Below are 23462 nucleotides of genomic sequence, written 5' to 3'. Positions count from 1 at the left end.
GGCTCTACCATGACGGCACGCGGAGGTACGCCATGCTGACCCACCCTTCCATCGTTTTACTGTTGCGTCGTCATCACCTGTTCAGCCAACTGCCGGAGCGGGTCTTTGAAGATGTCTGCAGCCTGGCCGTCCTCAGGCGCCTGGACAGCAACAGCACGCTCATGCACCAGGGCGACCCGGCCAAGCGGTTTTTCCTGCTGGTCAGTGGCCAGATCAAGCTGTTCCGGGTCACCGGCGAAGGCCAGGAGAACCTGGTGGAGATCATCCAGCCCGGACAGACCTTCGCCGAGGCCCTGCTATTCAGCGAGGCCCGGTGCTACCCGGTCAGTGCGTCGGCAATCAAGGACAGCGTACTGGTGAGCATCGAGGGCACCCACTACCGCAAGGCCCTGGAGGACCAGCCCAAAGTCTGCCTGGCGATCCTGGCGAGCATGAGCATCCACCTGCACCAACGCCTCAAGGACATCGACAACCTGACCCTGGCCAGCGCCAGTCGGCGGGTGATCAATTTCCTGCTGCAGGAGCGCGATCCACGCAACGGTCAGTTGGTGCTGCAGGTGTCCAAACGCCTGGTGGCCTCCAAGCTGGGGATTCAGCCAGAGACCTTCTCGCGCATTCTGCATCGCTTGGTGGACGGTGGCCTGATCGCCATGGAACGGCGCAACATTCGCATCCTGGCCGAGGAAGCGCTGGAGGCTTACCAGCAATAGCCCGAGCAAGCGCACCCTCTGTGGCGAGGGAGCTTGCTCCCGCTGGGCTGCGCAGCAGCCCCAAAAAGGCCAGACGCAATCAATCTGACACACTGCTGTGGCAAACTTGGGGGTGCTTCGCCCCCCAGCAGGAGCAAGCTCCCTCGCCACGGGATTGGTGTTTGGCTCAGGGGCGTTGATCAACCCCTATTTGCATCCTGGCCGAGGAGGCGTTGAAGACTTACCAGCAATAGCCCGAGTCAGTGCACCCTCTGTGGCGAGGGAGCTTGCTCCCGCTGGGCTGCGCAGCAGCCCCAAAAAGGCCAGACGCAATCAATCTGACGCACCGCTGTGGCAAACTTGGGGGTGCTTCGCCCCCCAGCGGGAGCAAGCTCCCTCGCCACGGGCCACGGTGTTGGCCAATTGCGCAACGTTGGAGCAACCGGAGCAGGAATACACCAGGGGCAATGCAGTCGAAGGCTTCATCACACGGTCGCCAACCCCTTGCCCGCCCGCTCCAGATTGCGCCACAACCAAGGCGGCAATACCTCCGGATCAAGGCTGTCGATCAGGTTCTTCAGCGCCAGCCCCAGCTCCGTGTCCCCCTCGATCACCAGCCGTCGCCGGAAGAACAACGTATCGGGATCCTCCTGACGGCTGGCCAGCAACAGGAATTCGCGCCAGTTGCCGCTGATGGTGACCTGGGCTTCGGCCCGCTCGGCGATGCGCAATCCATCCCGCGCCAGGGTCAGGTACCAACACAACTTCAGGTCCGGCACCCGCAGGCACAACCAGCGTCCACGCAGCACATCGAACCCGCCATCGCGCAACGGCTCGGCCAGGCAACGATTGAGCGCCTGTTGCAACGCCAGGCGCTGCACCACGAACGGCACCTTGCCCACCAGGGGCAGCAAGCGGTCAGCGCCCTTGAGCACCCACTTCTTCGGACTCAGCACAGGCCCGCCTCCTCTACTTTCAACATGCCGGCATGGCCGTGCCAGTAGCCGTTGCAGCCCTCGACAAACAGCGGCGGCGCCTCCCCCTGGCGCACGCGATCAAACGCGCTGACCACCTCGGCCATGCCCTGGGCTCGCGGACTCAAGCGCAGGATGTCAGCCCCGCAAGCCACCAGGGCGTTGTAATCAGCCAGCAGGTTGCTCACCTCACCGGACATCGTCTGGATGCCATTGAGCGTGAACAACGGTTGGCCCTCCTGACTGCTCAGCGCCAGGCCGTCGGGGTAGTTGATGCAGCAGAACTGGCAGTCGTCCTTGGGCCGGTTTTCGGCCCGAGCGGTGAAGCAACGCGCCGAGTACGCCAGGGGCAGATGGCCGTAGGCAAAGATCTCGACTTCAGGCACCTCACGCTCCATGTCTCGCACTTGCTCCAGTACATCGCCGATCAGCGCCGCCGAACATTCCACCGGTGGCACCCAGCGGATCATGCCGCTGTCGAGTAATTGGCCCAAGGCGTGACCGTTGTACAAATTCAACGCCGGACCGCCCACGAAAGGCAGCTTGCGTTCGGCCAGCAACTGCACCGCACCCATGTCATTGGCTTCCACCAATAATTGGCCGTTGTCACACAGACGGCGCAGCGAAGACAGCTCCGAAGCCGCTTCGATCAGTGTCAGGCTCGACAACACGATCTGTGCCTGACTGCACGTCTGCAGCTCGCGCGCCAGACCCAGCCATTGATCCAGAGAAAAGGCCCGGCGCTTGGAGCACACGGTTTCCCCCAGGTAAATCACGTCCAGCGGCAATGCCGACATCTCGGCATAGAAATTCCCCAGTTGCGCTTTGTCCCAGTAAAACAGGACCGGTCCCAGGCTGAGTTTCATCTGGCCTCCCCTCATTGCCATGATCGATGGTAGGCACCCAGGGTGGTCTGGCTGCCTTCGGACAAGCCAGCCAGCACCTGGCGCCATTCTTCCTGCACCCGGAACCGTTGCGGCGCGACCTGGTGGGCATCCAGTGCGGCGCGCCAGACCCGGGTCACTTGTTCAACATAGGCCGGGCTGCGTTGGCGACCTTCGATCTTCACCGCTTCGACGCCGATGGCCGCCAGCTCCGGCAGCAGGTCAAGGGTGTCGAGACTGGTGGGTTCTTCCAGCGCATGGAAACGCTTGCCGCCCACCAGGAATCGGCCTTTGCACAGGGTCGGATAACCGGCCGGTTCTTCGGGGGTGTAGCGGTCGATCAGCACCTCGCTCAGGCGTGCGCTGAGGCCTTGGGCATCCTCGCTCCAGCGCACCGCCTTGGCGGGCGAGCAGACGCCGCACAGGTTCGGCGATTCGCCGGTGATGTAGGAAGACAAGTGGCAACGGCCTTCAGCCATGATGCACAGGCTGCCGAAACCGAACACTTCGATCGGCACCGGGCTGGCCGCCGCCACCTGTCGCACCTGGGCCAGGGACAGTACCCGCGGCAGCACGGCGCGGCGGATGTCATAGCGCTGGGCGTAAAAAGCCAGAGCCGCGGCGTGGGTCGCCGAGCCTTGTACCGACAGGTGCAGCGCCAGTTTCGGGTGGCGCTGGCTGGCGTAGCCGAGCACGCCGGGGTCGGCGGCAATCAGGGCATCCACGCCGAAATCGGCGGCACGGTCCACCGCCCGTTGCCAACGTTCCCAGCCCTTGGGCTGCGGGTAGGTATTGACCGCCACGTACAGCTTGCGTTGGTGTTGACGGATGTGTGCGACAGCCGCGTCGAACTGCTTGTCGTCCATGTTCAGCCCGGCGAAATGCCGGGCATTGGTGTCATCGCGAAAGCCGACATAGACGGCATCGGCGCCTTGGCGCACCGCCGCTTTGAGGGCAGGCAGATTCCCTGCCGGGCAAACCAGTTGCATGGGGCATCCTCATGAGAAAAACTCAAGCGCCGCCAGTCTAGCCAGCCCTCGGCCGGCGACCTTGACGGCAATCAATTGCCGTCAATGCATCAGCTCGGCGAATGGCAGGTACAGCACTTTGTCGTGCTTGTGCAACTGCGCCTCACACTCCACCACCGCCAGCCCATCGGCCCAACAAGCGGCCGTCAGCATCGCCGAACTTTGCTGAGGGTGCAGTTCCACACACAGGTGGCCGTTGGCATCCGGGACCAACCTGGCCCGTAGGTACTGCCGGCGTCGGTTGCGCTTGAGCCAGTCGAACCCGGCCGGCAGTTGCAACGGTACAGGCAGCACGTCGCGCATGCCTTGGGCGCGGAACAGGAAGGGACGCACGACGATCAACGCGGTAATCAACGCCGCTGAAGGATTGCCCGGTAGCCCAATCCATGGCTTGCCTTCCACATCCCCAAAGGCCAGGGGCTTGCCCGGCTGGATGGCGAGGCGCCAGAGGTCGATGCTGCCCAAGGCTTCGATGGCTTGCTTGAGGTGGTCTTCTTCACCCACCGAGACACCGCCCGATGTGATCAGCACATCGCATTCAGCGGCGGCCAGGCGCAACGCTTGTCGACTGGCCAGTAGCTGGTCGGGCATGACCCCGAAGTCATGCACCTCGACACCCCAACCGCGCAACAGTGCGGCGAGGCTATGACGATTGCTGTTGTAGATTTGTCCTGGCGCCAGTGGCTCGCCCGGCTCGCGCAGCTCATCGCCGCTGCTGAGCAATCCCACTTGCAAGGGGCGATAGACGTCCACCTGGCCGACGCCGGCACCGGCGAGCAAACCCAACTCCTGGGCACGCAAGCGCGTGCCGGCTTCGAGCAGCCGATCTCCTCGACGCAGTTCCTCGCCTTCCTTGCGAACATGGTCACCGCCGTTGACCGACGGCAACCAGACCCGCTCGCCATCGACGCGACAGCTTTCCTGCGGCACCACAGTGTCGGCCCCCGGTGGCAGCGGCGCGCCAGTAAAAATCCGCACGACGTGCCCGACCTGCAACGGCTCGCCCGGCTCGTCACCCGCGGCGATCCGCCCGCCCAACAGCAGGTAGCCGCCGTCACCCGGCAGGTCAGCGGCCCGCAGGGCATAGCCATCCATCGCGCTGTTGTCCCAGGCCGGCAGGTTCATCGGGCACAGAATGTCGGCGACCAGCACACGCGCCAGGGCCTGGTCCAGGCCAACCCGTTGCACGGGCGGTGGCGGCGGGGCCTGGTCGAGCAGATGACGGATCGCCTCATCCACCGGCATCAGCACGCCGCTGTCGCACACCTTGCCGCTCACGAGCGTGTCTCGCAGGCGGTTGGAGCAATGCCGGCCTGCGGCTTGAGGTGCGGGGTGAAATTGCACGGGCCAGTGCGGCTGTCCAGTTGCCCGACCAGGATCTTTTCCCAGCCAGTCCGGCAAGCCCCCGGCGAGCCTGGCAAGCAGCACACCAGCACGCCATTGCTCATGCCCGCCAAGGCGCGCGATTGCAGCGTGGACATACCGATTTCCGCCAGGGACACCTGGCGGAACAACTCACCAAAACCGTCGACGTGTTTGTCCAGCAACGGCGCCACCGCTTGGGGGGTGTTATCGCGCGGAGTGAACCCGGTGCCGCCGGTCATCAGCACCACTTGCACTTTCGGGTCGGCGATCCATTGGGAAACCTGGGCGCGGATCTGGTAGATATCGTCCTTCACCAGCCTGCGGTCGATGAGCACGTGTCCGGCTGTTTGCAGCAGGTCCGCCAGGGTTTGGCCCGAGGTGTCGGTTTCGAAGGTTCGCGTATCGCTGATGGTAAGGACCGCGATGTTCAGTGGTTGAAAGAGGCGTTGCGTCAGATGGGCCATGATCAGCCGTCCTGTCAGAAAAGATGGCCCAGCCTGAACCGCAATCGTTGCCGGGCCTATTCCTCCTTGGAGGTACCTCCCTCGGCGCTCAAGGCGCCAGGCGGCTGCGCTGCCAGGCGCCATCCTGCAGGCGGTAGTCGAGGCGATCGTGCAAACGGTCGGCACGGCCCTGCCAGAATTCCAGTCGCTCGGGCCGCAGGCAATAGCCGCCCCAATGCGCGGGACGTGGCACCGGTTGATCGGCGAAACGTTGTTCGGTTTGGGCCAGCAAGGTCTCGAGTGCGGCCCTGTCCTCCAGTGGTCGGCTTTGTGGCGACGCCCAGGCACCGAGGCGACTGGCGACGGAACGGGATTCGAAATAGGCATCCGACAACGCCGGATCGAGTTTTTCGACCAACCCTTCGATGCGTACTTGCCGCTCCAGCCCCGGCCAGAAAAACGTCATGGCCGCCCACGGGTTGGCCGCCAGGTTCTGTCCCTTGGCGCTGTCGTAGTTGCCGAAAAACGAAAAGCCCTGGGCGTCGAAGCCCTTGAGCAACAACACCCGACAGTGAGGCCGGCCCTGCTCATCCACCGTCGCCAAAGCCATGGCGTTGGCTTCCACCGGCGGGCTTTCGGTGTCTCGGGCCTGTTGCATCCAGAGCCTGAACAAAGCCATGGGGTCGTCGGGTGCCTGGACTTCATCCAGGCCATCGAGGGTGTACTGGCGGCGCATTTTGGCCAGGGAAAGGGGCATGACGGTGATCTCCACGATGGGTTTGGGCCAGTGTGGATTCTGCGGCGATGGCGGGCCTTGATCGTTGTCAATGGTGGTTCTTGTGGTGAGTTGAAGGGTGCTATCGCGAGCAAGCTCGCTCGCGATGAAGGCAACGCGGTCTAACAGACCAACGGCTACTTGAGCCCCAACCGCCGCGCCAGCTTATGCAGGTTACTCGGATCAACCTCCAACAACCGCGCCGCCCCCGCCCAGTTCTGTCCGCAGCGTTCCAGAGCCTTGAGGATCGCTTGTCGCTGACATGCATCAACGATCTCGCCCAAGGGCTGCACGGGCGCCTCCAGCGCTTGCAGGGTCTGTTCCGGTATCGCCTGCGCCGAGGCTACGCCGGCATTGACATCCAGATCCAGCACCTGCGGCTCCAAGGTCATGATCAGGCTGCGACTGGCGCCCCGGCTCAGTTGCTTCAACGCCGCGCGACTGATCACATGTTCCAGCTCCCGCACGTTGCCCGGCCAGGAGTACGCCAGCAGCGCCTGTTCAGCCGCCGGTGACAGGCGCAAGCCACGCAAGCCCAGGCGCGTGCGGTTCAGTTCGAGGAAGTGCCCGGCCAGCATCAACACATCGTGGCCACGCTCGCGCAACGGAGGGATCGGCACCGGGTAGACCGAGAGCCGGTGGTACAAGTCGGCGCGAAATAGCCCGTCGCGAATGCTGTCGGGCAGGTGTCGGTTGGTGGCGGCGATGATCCGCACATCGACGTGCAACGGCTTGTCCGCGCCCAGGCGCTGGATCTCGCCGTTCTGCAGGGTGCGCAGCAGCTTGGCCTGCACGCTCAACGGCAACTCGCCGACCTCGTCGAGAAACAGCGTACCGCCATTGGCCGCGTCGAAACGCCCGGCGCGGTCAGTGGTCGCGCCAGAGAACGCGCCTTTGACGTGGCCGAACAATTCGCTTTCCGCCAGGGACTCCGGCAACGCCGCGCAATTGACCTGGACCAACGGCTTGTGGCCGCGCCGGGACAAGCGATGCAGACGCCGGGCGAACAATTCCTTGCCCACGCCGGTTTCGCCCAGCAACAGCACCGGCAGTTCGGAGTCGGCCAATACATCCAATTCGTTGAGCAACTGTTGCAGCCCCTCGCTACGGCCGAGGATCTCACCCTCCTCGGCCGGCAGACGCAGGTCCGCCGGGTCGCTGCGCGAGGCCCTAAGGCTGCGGTTTTCCTGCTCGAGCCGAGTGACTCGCACCGCGGCCTCGATCTGCAAGGTGCAGCGCTTGAGTTCCTCTCGGGCGCGGCTGTCGAAGGTGCCGGCGTGCAACGCATCGAGGGTGATCGCGCCCCAGAGCCGGCCTTCCACATACAGGCTCACGCCCATGCAGTCGTGCACCGGCAGCGGCTCGCCGACATGGTTGTCGAGCAAGCCGTCATAAGGGTCCGGCAAGCGACTGTCGGGCTCGAACCAAGTGGGTTCGCGCGAAGCCATGATCGCCGCCAGGCGTGGGTGTTGGGCAATCACGAACCGACGGCCCAGCGCCTCGTGGACCAGGCCCACGGTCGCCACGGGCCTGAGGCTGTCGTCGTCCAGGCGCAACAATCCCACGGCGCCACTGTTGAAGTATTCGCGCAGGGTCTGCACCAGGCGCTGCAATCGCACCGCATTGGGCAGCTCGACGATCAGGTCGGCGGCCAGGCTTTCACGCAGCATGGTAGTGATGACCCTCCAGGGTTCGTTTGACCCTCAACAGTCAGGGTGACAATCACCCTGCCAAAAATTTAATGCTTTATTTTCAATCAGTTGAAACTGGCACGTCGACTGCAAAGTCCGTTCATCCGTCCCTGCCGGGATTCAACCCCAAGGAAACATGATGAGCCTCGATTTGCTGGAACAAAGCCTCGGCCAACTGGCCTGCGATATTCCCGGTGCAACCCGTACCTTCCATCATTACAACCTCGACTTCTGCTGCGGCGGGCAAAAGTCCTTGCGTGAAGCAGCGCTGGGCAAAGGCCTGAACCCGCTGCTGATCGCCGACGCCCTGCGCACCTTGCAAGCCGCTGGGGAGCTGGGCCATGACTGGCGCGACGAACCCCAGGCGACCTTGATTGGCCACATCCTGGAGCGCTACCACGCACGCCATCGCGAACAGCTGCCGGAACTGATCCGCTTGGCCCGGCGCGTCGAGCAGGTCCACGGTGCGCGACCCAGTTGCCCGAACGGCCTGGCCGATCACCTGCAGGACATGTACCAGGAACTCGAAGGCCACATGCTCAAGGAAGAACAGGTGCTGTTCCCGATGCTGCAACAAGGCCTGGGCGAACGGGCCTCGGCGCCGATCCAGGTGCTGCGCTACGAACACGACCAGCACGGTGAAGCCCTCGAAACCATGCTCGCCCTGACCGACCAGATCACCCCGCCCGCCGACGCCTGCAACACCTGGCGCGCCCTGTATCGCGGGCTGGTGGAGTTTCGTGATGACCTGATGCAGCACATCCACCTGGAAAACAATGTGTTGTTCGTCAATGCGATGAAGCCTGCCCGTTAACTCTCAAACATTGCCCATTACGCCTGTGGGAGCAAAGCTTGCTCCCACAGGCATTCGTTGCTCTCATCCCTGCTCAAAACTGCCAATAGAACATTGCCTTGGCCAACACCACGATCAACACCATGTGCCCCAGGATACTGCGACGCAACCAGCAGGCTCGGTTCGGCGTCAGGCGACCGCGCTTGAGCCAGTACGCCAGCCACAAATAGTGACCGATGATGCTCAGGGCCAGCAGGATCTTCAGGCTCAGCAGCAGGCCGAAGCTGTTGCTCAACGGCTGGCTCAATGCGCCGCGATGCTGCCAGGCCAGGGCCATGCCGGCGCCGTACAGCACCAGCACGACGCCGTGCAGCACGTGCCGCGAGCGCTGGGCGATGGCCTGGTCGGCAGCGTCCTTGACGCCTTGGGCCAACGGCCGACGGGCGCCATGCCAGATGAAGACCTCGAAAAACAGCGTGCCAATGAAGGCGATGGCCGCCAACAGGTGGGTAACCAGCAAGACCCCGTACATTATCGATTCCCTCTGCCCAGTCGGCTCATCCCGGATGCCCATCCACCCGAGCCTTGAGCAGCATCGGCCCATAGCGCCAGGCGTATAGACCGAACGCCAGTGTCCAGCACAGCGCCGCCAGCCACAGCCCGGCCAACGGCAACAGCAGCACCAACAGCACGCGGCTCAGGCACGCCAGGTTCAGCAGGATGAACGCCAGGGTCATGCCCGTCGGCGGCTCGAGGGCGCGCCCGGTATGGCCCAGGCTGACACGGGCAACCATCGCCAGGATCAACCCGGCCATGGCGCCGATGGTCAGGCCATGCACCGCCAGGCTCGGGTTCACTGGCACGCCGAAGTGCCACAGCGCCATGCCCAGGCAAGCCACCGCCAGCCAGGCGTAGGCCAGGTGCAACGACCACAGCAGCGGCACCCGCCACAAATCCCGATCATGCCAACGCACCAGCCGAATCCCGTGGCCCACCGCCAACGCAGCGAACAACAGGCCGACCCAGACGCTGGTCACCAGCGCCGGACCGAAGGCATACAACAACGCCACCAGCGCCGCCCCTGCCAGCAACAGGCGATCGAGCCACGGCCAAGGGGTAACGCCCTCGACCCGACCGAGGCCGCGCTGGGTAAAGAATGGAATCACGCGCCCGCCGATCAACCCCATCATCGCCGCCACCAGCCACAGGCCGGTGAGCACGCTCTGGCGTTGCAAGCCCTCGTCGTGCTGCACCAGGCCGTATACGGATAACGCATCGGCGGCGGCCAACAGCAGCAATACCAGCACAATTGGGTAATTGCGCTTCTGCCGCACACGCCACAACATCACGCCCATCAGCGCGGCGACCGCCAGGGCAAAACCCAGCTCCAGCAGCGTCAGTAACGGCCAGGGCGCATCCACCAACCAGGCCAGCCGCGCGCCCAGCCACAACAACGCCAGCGTTGCCAGGCGCTTGCCGCTGAGGCCGGGGATTCCGGTCCAGGTTTGCACCGCCGTCAGCAGGAACCCGGCAATGATCGCCAGGCCGAAACCGAACAACAGTTCATGCCGATGCCAGGCCAACCAGCCGCCGGCCGGCTGCCAGGTCGACAAGCGCCCGGTGAAGGCCAGCAGCCACAGGGGAATGGCCAACAGCGCCAACACGCAGCCCGCCAGGAAGAACGGCCGAAACGCCAGGCGCCACAGCGGCAGAATGGCCATGGCCTTACGACGGTCAAGCACTTGCATACATCACTCCTTTTGCCTCGCTGAACCGCCAGCGAAGTACGACAAACCAGGGTTCGAATGATCGGCTATCGGCGCTGGCAGGCCTTGTCTCAGATCAAGCCAGCCAGGTGCCTCGACCAGTCACTTGCAAGGGGCTTGCCGAACCGGGTCGAGCCATTCGCTAAATACCCCTACCCCCCCTGTGGAAGCGAGCTTGCTCGCGATGGCGGTGGGCCAGACAACTCAATACTGACTGATCCGACGCCATCGCGAGCAAGCTCGCTCCCACAGGGACTGTAGCCTAACGGGGTACTTATGACCCTTTCGTGGTTGTTTTAACCTGATTGCGCCAGGGTCATTTTTACCCTCACTGACTCTAACGTCCCATGAATCAACGCCCGCAGGCATGGCCCGTCTCTTGCTCAGGCACGGCATCACCTTTCTTGTCGGGGTCACCCATGAAATCCGTCGTTCTGCCGTTTACCTGGTTCGTCTTGCTCTCCTGCGTCGTGGCGCTGGCCAGCGGCCTGTCCCTGAGCCTGGTCTGACCCCGACCACCTCTTTCGCCCTTACAAGGATTCCATGCCATGGTGCTCCACCGCGTCCATCACCAGATTCTGCGCAGCCATCACCTGTTCGAGCCGTTGAACGAAGAAGAGCTCAACGAATTGATGAGCAACAGCCAACTGCTGAACATCGACCGGGGCGATCCGCTGTTCCGCCAGGGAGAGCCGGCGCAGGCGTTTTACTTCGTGATTTCCGGTGCCGTGAAAATCTACCGACTGACCCCGGATGGCCAGGAAAAGGTCTTCGAGGTGATCGGCGAGCGCCAGACCTTCGCCGAAGCCATGATGCTGATGGACACCCCCAACTACGTCGCGTCCGCTGAAGCCGTCGGCCCGACCCAGGTATACCGGCTGTCCAACGCTACCTACATGCGCCTGCTGCAAAGCAACAGCCGGCTGACCTTCGCCCTGCTCGGCAAGCTCTGCGTACGCCTGCACCAACGGGTCAACGAGATTGAAACCCTGTCACTGAAGAACGCCACTCACCGTGTGGTGCGCTACCTGCTGACGCAACTGGTGCGCCTGCAAACCGTGGACAGCCAATTCGAATTGCCGATGGCCAAGCAGTTGATCGCCGGGCACTTGTCGATCCAGCCGGAAACCTTCTCGCGGATCATCCGGCGCCTGATCGATGAAAAAATCATCACCCAGGACGGTCGCCAGATCGCCATTCTCGATCGCCTGCGCCTGGAGCAATTCGAATGAGCGCGCAGCCCACTTGCCTGTATTGCCAACAAGCCAACCCGATACACGAAACCGAATGTCGCCAGTGCGGCATGCCCCTGCCAGTCGAGGCCGCAAAGGCCAGCGAGCGTCGGTTGCGACGCTTCACCTGGTTCTGTGTCGGCTTGACGATCTTCTGCATCGTCATGTTCTTCTGGCTGCCGCGCAGCATCGCCTGAGCCCTCAATCCTGAGTCAATTGCCGGTACAACTGCGGTAAACGCAGCGGCAGTTGCTCGGGCTGGCGAATCAAGGTGTAGCCGTTGGCCCCGAACATGTACGGCAGGTAATCCCCCGCTTCGCGATCGATGGTGATGCAGAACGGCGTCAGCCCTTGGCGCCGGGCTTCCAGCACCGCTTGGCGGGTGTCTTCCACGCCGTAGCGTCCTTCGTAGAGGTCCAGGTCATTGGGCTTGCCGTCACTGAGCAGCAACAACAATTTGCGCCGCCGCTTGCAGCCCGCCAACCGTTGCGTGGCCTGGCGAATCGCCGCGCCCATGCGCGTGTAGTAACCGGGCTTGAGCCCTTGGATCCGCCCCCGGGTGTGGTCGTCATAACGCTGGTTGAAGGCCTTGAGTTCATGCATGCGCACCTGTTGGCGGCGCAAGGAAGAGAACCCGTACAAGGCAAAATCGTCCCCCAGCACCGACAGGGTTTCGCCGAACAGCAACAGGCTGTCGCGAATCACGTCGATCACCCGGTGTTCGTCGTTGAGGTGGGCATCGGTAGACATCGACAGATCGGCCAACAGCAGGCAGGCCAGGTCGCGGCGGGTCTGACGCTGGTCCATGAACAGCCCGCGTTCACTGCACTGCCCATGCTGGCGCTCGACGTGGAAATCCAGCCAGGCTTGCAGGTCCAGTTCCGAGCCTTGGGTTTGCTGGCGCAACCATTGGCGATCGTTGCGCAAGTGTTCGAACTGGCGACGCAAGCGCTGGGCCGAGCTTCGCAGGCGTGCGGGCAACGGCTGGGGCTGGCAATCGCGAGGGGTAAAGGTTTGCAGGCTGACGAAGTCGTCCTGCAGTCGTTGCTTGCGGTAATCCCATTCCGGCAACAGGATGCCTGCGCCCAACGGGAGGTCATCCACATCGGCCGGCGGCAGGTCCAGGTGCAGTTTCAAACCACCGCCCTTGCGTATGCGGGTACGTGACAAGGTCAACTGGTCCAGGTCCTCGGCGACGCGAGCGGCGTCCGGGTCTTCGCTGTCGTCCGCCCAGCGATCCAGGTCCACGTGTTCGGTCCAACTGAACAGGTTTTCCAGGCGCACGATCAGCAGCCCACCGTCACGGGTGGTGTCGTCGATTCGCTCGGCGCGCTTGCGCCCGCCCTGCTGTTCACCGGGCGGCGTCGCCAGGTATTGCTCGGACTCCTCAAGGTTGGCGGCCTGGGGATTGGCCAGGTGTTGGGGTGGGTAGAGCCACAGCGGCAACGGCCAGGCCGCCCGCTCGCTGCGTGGAAAATGTTCGACACTGCCCGGTTCGCGCAAGGCCTGGCACAACGCCCGCTCCAAGGCGGCTTCGGCCGGGTTGAGCGTGGCCGGATCGGGGCGCAGGGACAGGTGCGCCTCCACCAGTCGCCGGTAGCGAGGGCGCAGCGCCGGGTAGCGCTTCAACACCGCCAGGGTCCAGCGTTGATTGTCCCGTCCCCAGTGCTTCATCGGCCCCGACTGCGCGGCCAGCAACGCAAGCCAGCGATACAGCTCTTCGTTGAGCCCGACATCGGGGAATGTCGCCAGGCTCGCCGGCAGCCGCAGGTTATCGCCATCGCAACAGGCCAGGGGCACTTGCTTGCAGGTGCCGGCAATCTGCTGCAACAGGTTGCGACGCAACAACAGATCGCGGTCGCTGACCGCTTCGACCCCCAGGTGAGGCGCACCGCCAGTGGCGCGAAACAGCACCTGCAACGAGCGTTGCCGGGGCACCAGCTCGACCCGGGCCTCAGGAAAATCAGCACTGGCCCGACGGGTGATGAAACGGTGCCAGACACTGCCGACCCATTCTTCCAGCTCCAGGGTGAATGCCATGGTTATTCTCCTCTTAAGCCGAACCCATTGTGGCGAGGGGATTTATCCCCGCTGGGCTGCGAAGCAGCCCCAAAATGTCTGCTGCTGCGGTGCATCAGACAGGATGTAGGGGGCCGCTTCGCGCCCCAACGGGGATAAATCCCCTCACCACAAATGAGTCCGGCTCAGTCGCTGTGGTGACTCACGAAGGCACCACCGCCGCTGGTGCCCGCAGGGCCGCACGGCCACGTTGACGGAAGCTGAACAGGTAGCAGAGCAACCCGGCCAGGAACCCGATACCGCTGACCAGTCGTGCCCAGAACAGCGGCTTCAAATGATCCATCGTGGCCATGAACGGCAAGGCACTGCCATCCGTCATCCAGCGTTGCAACCACACCTGGACCACACCGGCAGCGGTGAGGAACAAGGTGATCATCACCATCGACAAGGTCATCAACCAGAAGCCCCAGATCTCCAACCGCTGGGAACGTTCGTCCGCTGCTTCACCCAACCCACGCAAGCGTGGCATGGCGTAGCTGATCAGCGTCATCACGATCATTGCGTAGGCGCCGTAGAAGGCCAGGTGACCGTGGGCCGCAGTCAGTTGTGAACCGTGGGTGTAGTAGTTGACCGGTGCCAGGGTGTGCAGGAAACCCCAGACGCCCGCACCGAAGAACGCGGTGACCGTGGTGCCCTTGGCCCACAACGTGGCGGCGCGGTTCGGGTGTTGCCGACGACGGTTTTTCACCATGCTGAAGGCGAAGACCACCATGGCCAGGAACGGTAGCGGTTCCATCGCCGAGAAGATCGAGCCCACCCACAGCCAGACCTCGGGTGCGCCGATCCAGAAGAAGTGGTGGCCGGTGCCGATGATCCCGGTGATCAGTGCCATGGCGATAATCACGTAGAGCCATTTCTCGACCACTTCGCGGTCCACGCCGGTGATCTTGATCAGGACGAAAGCGAGCATCGAACCCATGATCAGTTCCCAGACACCTTCGACCCAAAGATGCACCACCCACCACCAGTAGAACTTGTCGCGAGCGAGGTTTTCCGGGTTGTAGAAGGAGAACAGGAAGAACACCGCCAGGCCGATCAGCCCGGTCATCATCACCATGCTGACCGTGGTCTTGCGACCTTTGAGCAGGGTCATGCCGATGTTGTAGAGGAACCCCAGGCACACCACCACGATGCCCATCTTGGTGATGGTCGGCTGCTCCAGGAACTCGCGCCCCATGGTCGGCAGCAAGTCGTTGCCGGTGAACTTCGCCAGCGTTGCATAAGGCACCGAGAGGTAGCCCAGGATCGTCGCCACGCCAGCGGCGGCGAACACCCAGAACAGCAACAGCGCCAGTTTCGGGCTATGCAGTTCGCGGTCGGCCTCCTCCGGTATCAGGTAATACGCCGCGCCCATGAAGCCGAACAGCAGCCAGACGATCAGTAGGTTGGTGTGGACCATGCGGGCCACGTTGAAAGGGATCAGCGGGAACAGGAAGTCGCCGACCACGTATTGCAGCCCCATGATCAAACCGAACAACACCTGCCCCAGGAACAGCATCAGGGCAAACACGAAGTAGGGTTTGGCAACGGCCTGCGAGGCGAATTTCAGATGCGGATTAGCCATGCTCATCTCTCAGCCCTCCTTGTTTGGCGGCCAGCCATTGGTATTGATTTTCGAGCTCCATTTGAGGAACTCGGCGATGTCGTCGACCTCCTGCTCGCTCAGGTTGAACTGCGGCATGGCCCGACGCCCCGGAACGTTCAGCGGCTGCATTTTCATCCAGGCCTGCAGGAACGGCTTGAAGGCTTCATCGCCACCGCGCCGGTTGATCACATTGCCCAGCTCCGGCGCAAAATACGCGCCCTCGCCCAGCAGGGTATGGCAGCCGATGCAGTTATTGCGCTCCCAGACGCCCTTGCCGCGTATCACCGACTCCGTCAATTGCGCCTGGTTGCTGCGTTCTGGAAAGGTCTGTTCCGTGTGGTAGGTCAGGGCCAGGAATATCAGGAAAAAGAAGATGCTTCCCCCGAAATAAATATTCCTGGCCATGCCTTTGGTGAAAGTATCTGACATGGTCACTTCCTCATTGCTTGGCGTGTTCATTCTAGGAAGCGAGGGGTCGGAAACCGCTTGATGGCGATCAAGAATCTCCGATGGTTTTGGTGGGTTGTTCCTGCAGCACCGATCCCGTGGCGAGGGAGCTTGCTCCCGCTGGGTCGCGAAGCGGCCCCAAAACCTGCCGGCACGGTGTGTCAGGTAGAGTGAGGTTGTTACGAATGGGGCTGCTGCGCAGCCCAGCGGGAGCAAGCTCCCTCGCCACGGGTTATGTGCCTGACAGAAGTGTCGAGGCGATCAGCACCGCCAACAGCACCGCCCAGCTCAATATCAACCCGCGCCACAGGCGCGGCGCATGGCGCAGTTCCATGAAGCCGTCGGCGATCAGCCAGGCCTTGGTCACCGCGACCACCAGGATGGCGATGGACACCAGCCCGGCAGCCGCGATCTGGCCCAGGGCAACGGTGCCGGTGCTCAGCACGGCCAGCGTCATCCAGCAAGCAATCAAGACACGGGAAGCCGACATGAGCACCTCCGCTCAATCAAGGATGTAGACCACCGGGAACAGCAGCACCCAGACCAGATCGACCATGTGCCAATACAGCACGCCGGATTCCAGCCCACTGTTGCGCTGCGCCCCATAGCGACGGCGCCGGCAGCCCTCGGCCAGCCAGCCAAGGATCACCATGCCCAGCAGCACATGGAGGAAATGAAACCCCGTGAGGATCCAGTACAAGGTGAAGAAGGTGTCGTGCTCCATCCCCAGGCCGTTCGCCAACAGATGGGCGTACTCCGTGAGCTTGATCCCCACATAGCCCGAAGCAAGCAGCAACGCCACCCACAGCAACAACGCCCCCCGACGTGGCCGGTCTTGCCTGACCTGCTCCTGGGCCAGGGCGGCGAACAACCCGGCCGTCAGCAGGCTGAGGGTCATCGCCAGGCCCGTGGAGCGGTCCAGCAATTGCCGGCCTTCGCTGAAAGTCTGTGGGTACAACGCCTGGGCGACGGTGAACGTCAGGATCAACAACGCGAACACCGACAACTCGGCGAGGATGAAAAACCACATCGCCAGGTCCCCGGGCAAACGTCGGGGCACGGCAACGGTTTCAGCCAAAGTGGACATCGACCACATCCATCAACGCTGCAACGGTCTGCGGGTCGTCACTCAATGGCTCGGCCAGGCACGCCAGGCAGGCCTGGCGCGGGTCCATGCCGGAGCCGATCATGCGCGCGGCGAAAATCAGCAGGCGCGTCGAGGCAACTTCCTCCAGGTCATGCTGATCGAGCCGGCGCAGCGCCTGCCCCAATCGCACCACCTGAGCCGCCAGGGCCAGATCGACGCCCGCCTCGCGGGCAACGATACGCTCTTCATCGGCCACCGCCGGATAGCCAAAGCGCATCGCCACGAAACGCTGGCGAGTGCTGGGTTTCATGCCCTTGAGCAGGTTCTGGTAACCGGGGTTGTACGACACCACCAGCATGAAGGACGGCGGCGCCTGCAGCACTTCGCCGGTGCGTTCCAGATACAGCTGCCGACGATCATCGGCCAGCGGGTGCAACACCACGGCCGTGTCCTGGCGCGCTTCGACCACCTCATCCAGATAACAGATACCGCCCTCGCGCACCGCCCGGGTCAAGGGCCCGTCCTGCCACCAGGTGCCCTGGGCGCCGATCAGATGACGGCCCACCAGGTCGGCCGCGCTCAAGTCATCGTGGCAGGCCACGGTGTACAGCGGCAGTTTCAGGCGGTGGGCCATGTGCTGGACGAAACGGGTCTTGCCGCAGCCGGTCGGGCCTTTGATCAGCACCGGCATGCCGTGATGCCAGGCCTGCTCGAACATCGCCTGCTCGTTGTCCTGGGGTTGATAAAAGGGTTCGTCGGGGTGCTGCAAAGTGTGGATAGCGTTCATGGCAAGACCTGCTCGGACAACACGATTGCAGGCCACGCTACGGTGCCCTGCGACAACCTGGCAAGGGCTGCGGCCGGCAAACTTGATCGCCGTCAAGCGGCTAACCACCGGCCTGGGCATAGCCTTGCACCGCACCAAGAACCTGCGCGCCGAACGTCAATTACAGCGCAGCGCGGGTCACGCCTGAGGAGAAATGGAATGCTGATCAGCCACAAAAAATCGTGGGCCCTGCGGGTCACGGCGCTGTGTACAGCGCTGGCCGCCCCCCACGCCTTCGCCGACCAAACCGCCGCGCCGGAGCAACCCCGCGTGGTCAAGACCGAAGGCGCGCCCGACCTGAGCCAGGCCGACTTCGACACGGCCAAGGAAATCTACTTCCAGCGCTGCGCCGGTTGCCACGGTGTGCTTCGCAAAGGCGCCACCGGCAAGCCGCTGACACCCGACATCACCCAATCGCGCGGCCAAGCCTACCTGGAGGCGCTGATCACCTACGGTTCGGCCGCCGGCATGCCGAACTGGGGCACCTCCAATGCCCTGACCAAAGACCAGATCACGGTGATGGCCAAGTTCATCCAGCACACCCCGCCGACGCCACCGGAATGGGGCATGGCGGAAACCTGCAAGACCTGGAAAGTGCTGGTCAAGCCTGAAGACCGGCCGACCAAACAGATCAGTACGCTCAACCTGCAGAACCTGTTCTCGGTGACCCTGCGCGACGACGGCAAGATTGCCCTGATCGACGGCGACAGCAAGAAGATCGTCAAGCTGATCGACACCGGTTATGCGGTGCACATCTCGCGCATCTCGGCGTCAGGTCGCTACCTGTTGGTGATCGGCCGGGATGCCAAGATCGACATGATCGACCTGTGGCCGAAAGAGCCGACCAAGGTCGCGGAAATCAAGGTGGGCATCGAGGCTCGCTCGGTGGAAACCTCCAAGTTCAAGGGCTACGAAGACAAGTACACCATCGCCGGCTCGTACTGGCCGCCGCAGTTCACCATCATGGACGGCGAGACCCTGGAGCCCAAGCAGATCGTCTCGACCCGCGGCATGACCGTCGACACCCAGCAGTACCATCCCGAGCCTCGGGTCGCGGCCATCATCGCCTCCCACGAGTGGCCGGAGTTCATCGTCAACGTCAAGGAAACCGGCAAGGTGATGCTGGTCAATTACCAGGACATCAAGAACCTCACCATCACCAGCATCGACGCCGCACCGTTCCTGCATGACGGCGGTTGGGACAGCAGCCATCGCTACTTCATGACGGCCGCCAACAACTCCAACAAGGTCGCGGTGATCGACTCCAAGGAACGCAAGCTCACCGCCCTGGTGGACGTTGGCAAGACCCCGCACCCGGGACGCGGCGCCAACTTCAACCACCCCCTCTACGGACCGGTCTGGGCCACCAGCCACTTGGGCGATGCCGGCGTTTCGCTGATCGGCACCGACCCGGTCAATCACCCGCAATACGCCTGGAAACAGGTCGGTTCGCTCCAGGGCCAGGGTGGCGGTTCGCTGTTCATCAAGACTCACCCCGCGTCTCGTCATCTGTATGTCGACACCACCCTCAGCCCCGACGCCAAGCTCAGCCAGTCGGTAGCGGTGTTCAATATCGACAAGCTCGACGCCGGCTACACCGTGCTGCCGATTGCCGAGTACGCCGGTATCAAGAAAGGCGCGCTGCGTGTGGTGCAACCGGAATACAACAAGGCCGGCGACGAGGTCTGGTTCTCGGTCTGGAGTGGTCAGGAAGACGAGTCGGCCCTGGTGGTGATCGACGACAAGACCCTCAAGGTCAAGAACGTGATCAAGGACAAACGCCTGATCACCCCGACGGGGAAATTCAACGTCTACAACACCCAACACGACATCTATTGAGCCCCATCAATAAGAGGAAAAACCATGAAGCCTATTCTGATTGCCTTGGCCTTGACTGCCGCCTACAGCCTGCCGGCGTTGGCGCAAGACGGCCCGACGCTGTTCAAGAGCAAGCCCTGCGCGGCCTGCCACTCCATTGATACCAAGGTGGTGGGCCCGGCGCTCAAGGACGTCGCGGCGAAAAACGCCGGCGTCGCCGGAGCACAGGATCTGCTCGCCAAGCACATCAAGGAAGGTACGCAAGGCAACTGGGGACCGATGCCAATGCCGGCCAACCCCGTGACGGAAGAGGAAGCCAAGATCCTCGCGGCGTGGGTCTTGACCCTTAAATAAACCCGGCAGGGAGACCTGTCTGACACAAACCCTGTGGCGAGGGAGCTTGCTCCCGCTGGGCTGCGCAGCAGCCCCCCTGGTTTTGCCTGACACACTGAGTCGTCAGGTCGTTATCGGGGCTGCTTCGCAGCCCAGCGGGAGCAAGCTCCCTCGCCACAGGACCGCGCACGACTTTAATTCAGGAGGCGTCATGGAACGACACAGCGCTGCAATCTCGATGACGGCTCTCCTCTTCGTTTTTTCGTCCTGCGTGCTGGCCGCTCCCGACAGCCAGCGCCAGGCCCAGCTGCAACACCTGCTGGACCAGGATTGTGGCGCCTGCCACGGCCTGTACATGACCGGCGGCCTCGGCCCACCCCTGACCCACGGAGCCCTGGCCGGAAAATCCCGCGACAGCCTCATCGCCACCGTCACCCTCGGACGGCCCGGCAGCGCCATGCCCGGTTGGGCACCGTTGCTTGCACCCGACGACATCCGCTGGCTGGTGGACCGGCTCCTTCAAGGAAAACCCGCCTCATGATCCGTTCTGTCCTCTCCTCCACCGCCATCGCCCTGCTGCTCTGCGGTTGCGCCCAGACACCGTTGCGCGGCACCGGCGATTTGGGCGTGGTGGTGGAGCGCGCCACCGGCAGCCTGCAAATCATTGAAAGCGACACCCGCACCGCCCTGGGCCGCGTCGAAGGCCTGGGCGACTTGTCCCACGCCTCGGTGGTGTTCTCCCGCGACCAACGCTACGCCTACGTGTTCGGCCGCGATGGAGGCCTGAGCAAAGTCGACCTGCTGAGTGCGCGCATCGAGCGGCGCATCATCCAGGGCGGCAACAGCATCGGCGGTGCAATCAGCCAGGACGGCAAGCTGATCGCCGTCTCCAACTACGAGCCCGGCGGTGTCAAGGTATTCGATGCCCGGACCCTGGAACAGGTCGCCGACATCCCGGCCACACCATTGCCCGGCGGACAAAAGCGCTCACGGGTGGTCGGCTTGGTGGACGCACCGGGGCAACGCTTCGTGTTCAGCCTGTTCGACACGGGTGAGATCTGGACCGCCGACTTCAGCCAAGGCCTCACCCCGCGCATCGAACGGTTCACCGCTATCGGCCAGCAACCCTACGATGCCCTGATCACCCCGGACGGGCGTTATTACATGGCCGGCCTGTTCGGTGAAGACGGCATGGCCCAACTCGATCTCTGGCACCCGGAGCTTGGGGTGAAACGGGTACTGGGGCATTACGGTCGCGGCCAGGAGCGGCTCCCGGTGTACAAGATGCCGCATCTGGAAGGCTGGGCCATGGCCGACCAGCAAGCTTTCGTGCCTGCGGTCGGGCATCACCAGGTGTTGGTGATGAACGCCCAGGATTGGCAACAAACCGACGCCATCGCCGTGGCCGGTCAACCAGTATTCGTCACGGCGCGTCCGGACGGTCGGCAGCTGTGGGTCAACTTCGCCTACCCGGACAACGACCGCGTCCAGGTCATCGACACCCAGACCCACGCCATCGTCGCGGATCTGCGGCCAGGCCCGGCGGTGCTGCACATGGAGTTCACCGCGCGGGGTGACCAGTTGTGGTTGTCTGCCCGGGACGGTGGCGAGGTCCAGGTCTGGAACCCGTATCGGCTCGAGCGCCTGAGCAGCCTGCCGGCCCTCAGCCCCAGCGGCATTTTCTTCAGCAGCCGCGCGCACAAGCCGGGGTACTGACCATGACCTCCAGCTCACTGGCCCGGCGCCTGATCGATCAATTCCAGCATGGCCTGCCGTTGTGCGCCGAGCCCTATCGGGCCATGGCCCAGACCTTGGGCTGCAGCGAAGCCCAGGTCATCGACTGCCTGCAACACCTGCAAGTGGCCGGGACCTTGTCGCGGGTCGGCCCGGTGTTCGAACACACCCGGGCCGGGGCCAGCACCCTGGCCGCTCTGGCCGTACCCGAAGAGCGCTTGCACCAGGTGGCGGCACGCATCAGCCAATACCCGGAAGTCAATCACAACTATGCCCGCGAACATCGCTACAACCTCTGGTTCGTGCTGACCGGCCCCAACCGCGCCCACCTGGAAAACATCCTCCAGGAACTGGAGAACGACACCGGTCTCACGCCACTGGACCTGCCCATGCTGACCGCCTATCGCATCGACCTGGGCTTTGCCCTGGAGGCCACCCCATGAAAAACGCCCTGAGCGAACAACAGTCACTGGCACTGCGCCGCTTGCTGGAAACCGGCCTGCCCCTGACATCGCGCCCCTTCCAGGCCCTGGCCGAGCAGATCGAGGCCAGCGAGCAACAGGTGCTCGAACAGGTGCAGCATTGGCATGAACAGGGACTGTTCCGCCGTGTCGGCCTGGTGGTCAACCATCGCGCCTTGGGGTTTGCCGCCAACGCCATGCTCGTGCTGGACGTGCCGGACGCCTTGGTCGATGAAGTCGGGCGTCGCCTCGGGCAAGCGCCCGGCATCAGCCTTTGCTACCAACGCCCCAGGCGCCTGCCCCAGTGGCAGTACAACCTGTTCTGCATGATCCACGGTCGCCAGCGCGACCGTGTCGAGGCCCAGATCCAGGCGCTGCTTGAAGAACACCGGCTGGACGACTTGCCCCACCAGTTGCTGTTCAGCACACACCTGTTCAAGCAATGCGGCGCACGTTACGCCGCCCCGGTCGGAGCCCATATCGATGGATGACCTGGACCGCCGCCTGATCAATCGCCTGCAACTTGGCCTGCCGCTGGTGCGCCACCCTTGGCAGGCCCTGGCCCAAGAGCTGGACAGCAGCAGTAGCGAATTGCTCGATCGCCTGCATGAGTTGCTCAACGACGGTGTACTCACCCGCTTCGGCCCGATGTTCGATATCGATCGCCTGGGCGGTGCGTTCACCCTGGCGGCGCTGGCGGTGCCCGAACAGCGCTTCGAGGCCATCGCCGAACTGCTCGCGGACATGCCCGAGGTCGCCCACAACTACCGCCGCGAGCACACCTGGAACATGTGGTTCGTGCTCGCCTGCCCCAGCGAACAGGCGATCAACGACACCCTGCTGCGCATCGAACACCTGACCGGCCTGGTGCCGCTGAACCTGCCCAAAGAGGAGACCTACCATGTCGGCCTGTATTTCCCCGTCTGAGTCTTTGTGGCAAGCACCGCCACGGCTGGATGAAACACCCTTGGCGCTGCGCCTGGTGGAACTGACCCAGGCCGGCCTGCCCTTGCTCGAAGACCCTTGGGCCTGGCTGGCCGAGCAACTGGAACTGAGCGTGGAATCCACCCTCGACCTGCTCAAGTGCCTGCAGGCCGACGGTGCGATCCGCCGCATTGCCGCCGTGCCCAATCACTATCGCCTGGGCTATCGCCACAACGGCATGACGGTCTGGGACGTGGCCGATGCCGACATCTCGCGTCTCGGCGCCCTGCTGGGGGCGCAGCCCTTCGTCAGCCACTGCTACCGGCGCCCGCGCCAGCCCGGCTGGCGCTACAACCTGTTCGCCATGGTCCATGGCCGCAGCCGCGAAGAAATCGACAGCTACCGCGAACACCTGCGCTACCTGCTGGGGGACGCCTGCGCCGCCGACGACATGCTGGTGAGCAGCCGCATCCTGAAAAAAACCGGCCTGCGCCTGTCACCCGCCTCGCGCTGAACCCGCACGCCGAC

At 63.5% G+C, this 23462-nt stretch carries 27 protein-coding genes and 1 pseudogene; 12 read left to right on the top strand and 16 right to left on the bottom strand.

What is annotated here, in order from left to right; all coding sequences use genetic code 11:
- The first annotated feature begins 32 nt into the window (after positions 1-32).
- The gene (locus TK06_RS03580; RefSeq protein ID WP_063320852.1) at positions 33-710 is read left to right on the top strand and encodes a Crp/Fnr family transcriptional regulator; all 678 of its coding nucleotides are present in this window, start codon (positions 33-35) and stop codon (positions 708-710) included.
- A gap of 384 nt (positions 711-1094) precedes the next feature.
- Here TK06_RS03580 and TK06_RS30525 read toward each other — a convergent pair.
- From TK06_RS30525 to norR, 8 genes and pseudogenes are all read right to left on the bottom strand, one after another.
- Positions 1095-1175 (bottom strand): annotated as a pseudogene (locus tag TK06_RS30525) (putative zinc-binding protein); the annotation flags it as partial.
- On the bottom strand, positions 1175-1645 hold the full coding sequence (gene ubiT / locus TK06_RS03575; protein WP_053184645.1) for a ubiquinone anaerobic biosynthesis accessory factor UbiT: 471 nt from the start codon (positions 1643-1645) through the stop codon (positions 1175-1177). The pseudogene TK06_RS30525 and the gene ubiT, both read right to left, overlap by 1 nt.
- Positions 1639-2529, bottom strand: coding sequence for a U32 family peptidase (locus tag TK06_RS03570; RefSeq protein ID WP_063320851.1), 891 nt, complete (start codon positions 2527-2529; stop codon positions 1639-1641). Before TK06_RS03570 ends, ubiT begins: the two co-directional genes overlap by 7 nt.
- An 11-nt stretch (positions 2530-2540) precedes the next feature.
- Positions 2541-3536 (bottom strand): ubiquinone anaerobic biosynthesis protein UbiU, encoded by a 996-nt coding sequence (ubiU, locus tag TK06_RS03565; RefSeq protein WP_063320850.1) that lies wholly within the window; start codon positions 3534-3536, stop codon positions 2541-2543.
- Between the two features lie 81 nt (positions 3537-3617).
- A complete protein-coding gene (locus tag TK06_RS03560) occupies positions 3618-4853 on the bottom strand; it encodes a molybdopterin molybdotransferase MoeA (RefSeq protein WP_063320849.1) in 1236 nt (411 codons plus the stop codon).
- Positions 4850-5404, bottom strand: coding sequence for a molybdenum cofactor biosynthesis protein B (moaB, locus tag TK06_RS03555; RefSeq protein WP_063320848.1), 555 nt, complete (start codon positions 5402-5404; stop codon positions 4850-4852). The genes TK06_RS03560 and moaB overlap by 4 nt, the downstream gene beginning before the upstream one ends.
- An 88-nt stretch (positions 5405-5492) precedes the next feature.
- Positions 5493-6140 carry a pyridoxamine 5'-phosphate oxidase gene (gene pdxH, locus TK06_RS03550; RefSeq protein WP_063320847.1) on the bottom strand — a complete coding sequence of 216 codons (648 nt, stop codon included), beginning with the start codon at positions 6138-6140 and terminating at the stop codon, positions 5493-5495.
- A 155-nt stretch (positions 6141-6295) separates the two neighbouring features.
- On the bottom strand, positions 6296-7828 hold the full coding sequence (norR, locus tag TK06_RS03545; RefSeq protein ID WP_063320846.1) for a nitric oxide reductase transcriptional regulator NorR: 1533 nt from the start codon (positions 7826-7828) through the stop codon (positions 6296-6298).
- 160 nt (positions 7829-7988) lie between these two features.
- Between norR and ytfE the strand changes: the two genes are divergently transcribed.
- A complete protein-coding gene (gene ytfE, locus TK06_RS03540) occupies positions 7989-8663 on the top strand; it encodes an iron-sulfur cluster repair protein YtfE (RefSeq protein WP_063320845.1) in 675 nt (224 codons plus the stop codon).
- Between the two features lie 73 nt (positions 8664-8736).
- Here ytfE and TK06_RS03535 read toward each other — a convergent pair whose 3' ends face one another.
- Both TK06_RS03535 and TK06_RS03530 read right to left on the bottom strand, forming a co-directional pair.
- Positions 8737-9174, bottom strand: coding sequence for a hypothetical protein (locus TK06_RS03535; protein WP_063320844.1), 438 nt, complete (start codon positions 9172-9174; stop codon positions 8737-8739).
- 25 nt (positions 9175-9199) lie between these two features.
- Positions 9200-10390: an NnrS family protein gene (locus tag TK06_RS03530; protein WP_063320843.1), complete on the bottom strand. Its 1191-nt coding sequence runs from the start codon at positions 10388-10390 to the stop codon at positions 9200-9202.
- 566 nt (positions 10391-10956) lie between these two features.
- On the opposite strand from TK06_RS03530, the gene TK06_RS03525 reads away from it, so the two are divergent.
- Positions 10957-11640 carry a Crp/Fnr family transcriptional regulator gene (locus tag TK06_RS03525; RefSeq protein WP_003202487.1) on the top strand — a complete coding sequence of 228 codons (684 nt, stop codon included), beginning with the start codon at positions 10957-10959 and terminating at the stop codon, positions 11638-11640.
- Positions 11637-11837 carry a hypothetical protein gene (locus TK06_RS03520; RefSeq protein WP_063320842.1) on the top strand — a complete coding sequence of 67 codons (201 nt, stop codon included), beginning with the start codon at positions 11637-11639 and terminating at the stop codon, positions 11835-11837. The genes TK06_RS03525 and TK06_RS03520 overlap by 4 nt, the downstream gene beginning before the upstream one ends.
- Before the next feature lie 4 nt (positions 11838-11841).
- On the opposite strand, the gene TK06_RS03515 is transcribed toward TK06_RS03520, so the two are convergent.
- From TK06_RS03515 to TK06_RS03490, 6 genes are all read right to left on the bottom strand, one after another.
- Complete coding sequence (locus tag TK06_RS03515) at positions 11842-13680, bottom strand: nitric oxide reductase activation protein NorD (protein WP_063320841.1); 1839 nt, start codon at positions 13678-13680, stop codon at positions 11842-11844.
- A gap of 181 nt (positions 13681-13861) precedes the next feature.
- Entirely contained in the window at positions 13862-15289 is a 1428-nt protein-coding gene (locus TK06_RS03510) for a cbb3-type cytochrome c oxidase subunit I (RefSeq protein WP_063320840.1), read from the bottom strand.
- Between the two features lie 3 nt (positions 15290-15292).
- Entirely contained in the window at positions 15293-15733 is a 441-nt protein-coding gene (locus TK06_RS03505) for a c-type cytochrome (RefSeq protein ID WP_063320839.1), read from the bottom strand.
- A gap of 250 nt (positions 15734-15983) precedes the next feature.
- Positions 15984-16241 carry a cytochrome C oxidase subunit IV family protein gene (locus tag TK06_RS03500; RefSeq protein ID WP_063320838.1) on the bottom strand — a complete coding sequence of 86 codons (258 nt, stop codon included), beginning with the start codon at positions 16239-16241 and terminating at the stop codon, positions 15984-15986.
- A gap of 12 nt (positions 16242-16253) precedes the next feature.
- Positions 16254-16838 carry a cytochrome c oxidase subunit 3 family protein gene (locus TK06_RS03495; protein ID WP_063320837.1) on the bottom strand — a complete coding sequence of 195 codons (585 nt, stop codon included), beginning with the start codon at positions 16836-16838 and terminating at the stop codon, positions 16254-16256.
- On the bottom strand, positions 16822-17556 hold the full coding sequence (locus tag TK06_RS03490) for a CbbQ/NirQ/NorQ/GpvN family protein (RefSeq protein ID WP_371856181.1): 735 nt from the start codon (positions 17554-17556) through the stop codon (positions 16822-16824). Before TK06_RS03490 ends, TK06_RS03495 begins: the two co-directional genes overlap by 17 nt.
- 267 nt (positions 17557-17823) lie before the next feature.
- On the opposite strand from TK06_RS03490, the gene TK06_RS03485 reads away from it, so the two are divergent.
- From TK06_RS03485 to TK06_RS03450, 8 genes are all read left to right on the top strand, one after another.
- Positions 17824-19503, top strand: coding sequence for a cytochrome D1 domain-containing protein (locus tag TK06_RS03485; protein ID WP_063320836.1), 1680 nt, complete (start codon positions 17824-17826; stop codon positions 19501-19503).
- Positions 19504-19527: 24 nt separating this feature from the next.
- A complete protein-coding gene (locus tag TK06_RS03480; RefSeq protein WP_063320835.1) occupies positions 19528-19836 on the top strand; it encodes a c-type cytochrome in 309 nt (102 codons plus the stop codon).
- A gap of 190 nt (positions 19837-20026) precedes the next feature.
- Positions 20027-20356: a c-type cytochrome gene (locus TK06_RS03475; RefSeq protein WP_063320834.1), complete on the top strand. Its 330-nt coding sequence runs from the start codon at positions 20027-20029 to the stop codon at positions 20354-20356.
- Positions 20353-21531 (top strand): cytochrome D1 domain-containing protein, encoded by a 1179-nt coding sequence (locus TK06_RS03470; protein ID WP_063320833.1) that lies wholly within the window; start codon positions 20353-20355, stop codon positions 21529-21531. The genes TK06_RS03475 and TK06_RS03470 overlap by 4 nt, the downstream gene beginning before the upstream one ends.
- 2 nt (positions 21532-21533) lie before the next feature.
- The gene (locus tag TK06_RS03465) at positions 21534-21992 is read left to right on the top strand and encodes an Lrp/AsnC family transcriptional regulator (RefSeq protein WP_063320832.1); all 459 of its coding nucleotides are present in this window, start codon (positions 21534-21536) and stop codon (positions 21990-21992) included.
- Positions 21989-22501: an Lrp/AsnC family transcriptional regulator gene (locus TK06_RS03460; protein ID WP_063320831.1), complete on the top strand. Its 513-nt coding sequence runs from the start codon at positions 21989-21991 to the stop codon at positions 22499-22501. The genes TK06_RS03465 and TK06_RS03460 overlap by 4 nt, the downstream gene beginning before the upstream one ends.
- On the top strand, positions 22494-22937 hold the full coding sequence (locus TK06_RS03455) for an Lrp/AsnC family transcriptional regulator (protein ID WP_063320830.1): 444 nt from the start codon (positions 22494-22496) through the stop codon (positions 22935-22937). Before TK06_RS03460 ends, TK06_RS03455 begins: the two co-directional genes overlap by 8 nt.
- Positions 22912-23448, top strand: coding sequence for an Lrp/AsnC family transcriptional regulator (locus TK06_RS03450; RefSeq protein WP_063320829.1), 537 nt, complete (start codon positions 22912-22914; stop codon positions 23446-23448). Before TK06_RS03455 ends, TK06_RS03450 begins: the two co-directional genes overlap by 26 nt.
- Positions 23449-23462 lie beyond the last annotated feature (14 nt).

The organism is Pseudomonas fluorescens, assembly GCF_001623525.1.
Taxonomy (GTDB): domain Bacteria; phylum Pseudomonadota; class Gammaproteobacteria; order Pseudomonadales; family Pseudomonadaceae; genus Aquipseudomonas; species Aquipseudomonas fluorescens_Q.
Note: the sequence above shows the minus strand (reverse complement) of the source record. Positions and strands in the feature narration are given on the sequence as shown.

Bases quoted from the DNA above. Each gene is read 5' to 3' on its own strand.
- TK06_RS03580 (WP_063320852.1), top strand. From the start codon at position 33: ATGCTGACCCACCCTTCCATCGTTTTACTGTTGCGTCGTCATCACCTG.
- TK06_RS03570 (WP_063320851.1), bottom strand. From the start codon at position 2,529: ATGAAACTCAGCCTGGGACCGGTCCTGTTTTACTGGGACAAAGCGCAA.
- ubiU (WP_063320850.1), bottom strand. From the start codon at position 3,536: ATGCAACTGGTTTGCCCGGCAGGGAATCTGCCTGCCCTCAAAGCGGCG.
- moaB (WP_063320848.1), bottom strand. From the start codon at position 5,404: ATGGCCCATCTGACGCAACGCCTCTTTCAACCACTGAACATCGCGGTC.
- pdxH (WP_063320847.1), bottom strand. From the start codon at position 6,140: ATGCCCCTTTCCCTGGCCAAAATGCGCCGCCAGTACACCCTCGATGGC.
- norR (WP_063320846.1), bottom strand. From the start codon at position 7,828: ATGCTGCGTGAAAGCCTGGCCGCCGACCTGATCGTCGAGCTGCCCAAT.
- ytfE (WP_063320845.1), top strand. From the start codon at position 7,989: ATGAGCCTCGATTTGCTGGAACAAAGCCTCGGCCAACTGGCCTGCGAT.
- TK06_RS03535 (WP_063320844.1), bottom strand. From the start codon at position 9,174: ATGTACGGGGTCTTGCTGGTTACCCACCTGTTGGCGGCCATCGCCTTC.
- TK06_RS03530 (WP_063320843.1), bottom strand. From the start codon at position 10,390: ATGCAAGTGCTTGACCGTCGTAAGGCCATGGCCATTCTGCCGCTGTGG.
- TK06_RS03525 (WP_003202487.1), top strand. From the start codon at position 10,957: ATGGTGCTCCACCGCGTCCATCACCAGATTCTGCGCAGCCATCACCTG.
- TK06_RS03520 (WP_063320842.1), top strand. From the start codon at position 11,637: ATGAGCGCGCAGCCCACTTGCCTGTATTGCCAACAAGCCAACCCGATA.
- TK06_RS03515 (WP_063320841.1), bottom strand. From the start codon at position 13,680: ATGGCATTCACCCTGGAGCTGGAAGAATGGGTCGGCAGTGTCTGGCAC.
- TK06_RS03510 (WP_063320840.1), bottom strand. From the start codon at position 15,289: ATGAGCATGGCTAATCCGCATCTGAAATTCGCCTCGCAGGCCGTTGCC.
- TK06_RS03505 (WP_063320839.1), bottom strand. From the start codon at position 15,733: ATGTCAGATACTTTCACCAAAGGCATGGCCAGGAATATTTATTTCGGG.
- TK06_RS03500 (WP_063320838.1), bottom strand. From the start codon at position 16,241: ATGTCGGCTTCCCGTGTCTTGATTGCTTGCTGGATGACGCTGGCCGTG.
- TK06_RS03495 (WP_063320837.1), bottom strand. From the start codon at position 16,838: ATGTCCACTTTGGCTGAAACCGTTGCCGTGCCCCGACGTTTGCCCGGG.
- TK06_RS03490 (WP_371856181.1), bottom strand. From the start codon at position 17,556: ATGTTCGAGCAGGCCTGGCATCACGGCATGCCGGTGCTGATCAAAGGC.
- TK06_RS03485 (WP_063320836.1), top strand. From the start codon at position 17,824: ATGCTGATCAGCCACAAAAAATCGTGGGCCCTGCGGGTCACGGCGCTG.
- TK06_RS03480 (WP_063320835.1), top strand. From the start codon at position 19,528: ATGAAGCCTATTCTGATTGCCTTGGCCTTGACTGCCGCCTACAGCCTG.
- TK06_RS03475 (WP_063320834.1), top strand. From the start codon at position 20,027: ATGGAACGACACAGCGCTGCAATCTCGATGACGGCTCTCCTCTTCGTT.
- TK06_RS03470 (WP_063320833.1), top strand. From the start codon at position 20,353: ATGATCCGTTCTGTCCTCTCCTCCACCGCCATCGCCCTGCTGCTCTGC.
- TK06_RS03465 (WP_063320832.1), top strand. From the start codon at position 21,534: ATGACCTCCAGCTCACTGGCCCGGCGCCTGATCGATCAATTCCAGCAT.
- TK06_RS03460 (WP_063320831.1), top strand. From the start codon at position 21,989: ATGAAAAACGCCCTGAGCGAACAACAGTCACTGGCACTGCGCCGCTTG.
- TK06_RS03455 (WP_063320830.1), top strand. From the start codon at position 22,494: ATGGATGACCTGGACCGCCGCCTGATCAATCGCCTGCAACTTGGCCTG.
- TK06_RS03450 (WP_063320829.1), top strand. From the start codon at position 22,912: ATGTCGGCCTGTATTTCCCCGTCTGAGTCTTTGTGGCAAGCACCGCCA.